Genomic DNA, 1,549 nt, shown 5'->3' on the forward strand with positions numbered 1-1,549 from the left:
CCTGGAGAAGTTCAGCGCTGTGGCTGCCTCCCACTGGCTTTTCGGGATCGACTCAATCCCCGAGCGGTAAATCTCCGATACATATGTGCTGTAATGGATGCCCAGCCCCAAGGCTCCTGTTGCGAACGGGCTGAGCGAAAAGCCGATGTACGGAATTTCCGGCAAAGCGTAAAAAAGGAAGAACAATTGCACAAGCGGCGGCGTACTCCGCACAAATTCGATGAAGCCAACCGTCAGCCACTTAAGCGGCTTAAAGCTGGTTCTCCGCAAAAGCGTGAGCACCAGACCCAGCGTCAAAGCAATCAGATAGGCGGCTACGGTAGCGCCCAGCGTGATCCACATCGCCTTGAAGATCCTCGGAAAAATCTCAATGGCAAAATTCCAGTCCCATGTCATCTGGCCGCCACCCCCTTAGCAGACCGCTTTTCCAGCCAGCGCGCCCCGAAAATAAGCGGAAGCGCCAGGACAAAGTAAAGGAGAAGCAGCAGCGTGAAGATTTCTATCTGGTCCCCTGTATAGTTATCCTTTAAGACCCGGCCCTGGAACGTCAGGTCGGCCAAGGTGACCAACGAGACGAGCGATGTCCCCTTGAGCAGCTCGATCGCATTGTTCCCGAATCCCGGCAGCATCAGGCGGAACGCCTGCGGCAGGATGACGAGCCTCATGCGCTGCCAGCGGGTCATGTTGAGCGCAATGCCCGCTTCCGTCTGCCCGCCTGGCACTGACAGGATCGCTCCCCGGACGATTTCCGACGCGTAAGCCCCGTAGTTCAGGCTCAAAGCCAGAACCCCGGCGGCAAATGGGGACAACTCCATCCCAAACGCCGGAAGCGCAAAATAGAAGAAGAACATCTGGACAAGCAGGGACGTCCCCCTGAACAGCTCCACCAAAGCGCCCATTAGAAAGCGGACGACCCAAAAGCGCGACACCCGCCCAAGACCGGCGATAAAGGCAAAAATAAAGGCAAAAGCGGCGGACAGCAGGAGAACCTGGATCGTCACACCTGCCCCGCGCAATAATTCCGGCAAAAACATCATGTAAGTCTCAATAGTGACCCAGCTCCTTCGTATCTAAGGTGAAGAATCCCCCATGTAAGAACATAAGGGACCCAAATCAGTAGTAAAATTTATTGCCCGCAGCGGTCTTCTGTCGTTACATCATCGGGAAGGTTGTCCTCCCCAAATCCGAATTCTTCGTAGATTTCAAGGATCTTTCCGGAATCGATCAGCTTTTTCAATTCTGCATTGTATGCTTCCCTTAATTCGTTGTCCTCTTTTCTGAAGACAGCAGCTCCGTAGCTCATGACGCTTTCCCCGCCAATTTCCGGCTGCGTGAACGGCTTGGCCTCTTCCACCTTGGACTGGTCCGCTGATTCCACCGCTTCGCGGAGCGTCGCTTCCGTCATGACGGTCGCATCCACACGGCCAGAGCTTACTGCCGCAATATTGGAAGAGATGCTGTCTGACGTTTCAATCTGATTCTCTTTGACACCCAGCTCTTTCAGGAACTCATGCTGGTTGGCTCCTGCCATGATCGACACCTTCACATC

At 54.4% G+C, this 1,549-nt stretch carries 3 protein-coding genes; all 3 read right to left on the reverse strand.

The genetic code is table 11. The features are described from left to right. Positions 1–396: ABC transporter permease subunit (locus D4N35_RS17710; protein ID WP_120076027.1), on the reverse strand; the 396-nt coding region annotated here is incomplete at its 3' end. Next, complete coding sequence (ehuC, locus tag D4N35_RS17715) at positions 393–1,037, reverse strand: ectoine/hydroxyectoine ABC transporter permease subunit EhuC (RefSeq protein ID WP_120076029.1); 645 nt, start codon at positions 1,035–1,037, stop codon at positions 393–395. The genes ehuC and D4N35_RS17710, both read right to left, overlap by 4 nt. Before the next feature lie 89 nt (positions 1,038–1,126). After that, positions 1,127–1,549 (reverse strand): transporter substrate-binding domain-containing protein (locus D4N35_RS17720; RefSeq protein ID WP_128205423.1); only part of this gene is annotated, 423 nt, incomplete at its 5' end.

Origin of the sequence: Siminovitchia fortis, assembly GCF_003605365.2 — a bacterium.
Lineage (GTDB): Bacteria > Bacillota > Bacilli > Bacillales > Bacillaceae_C > Siminovitchia > Siminovitchia fortis.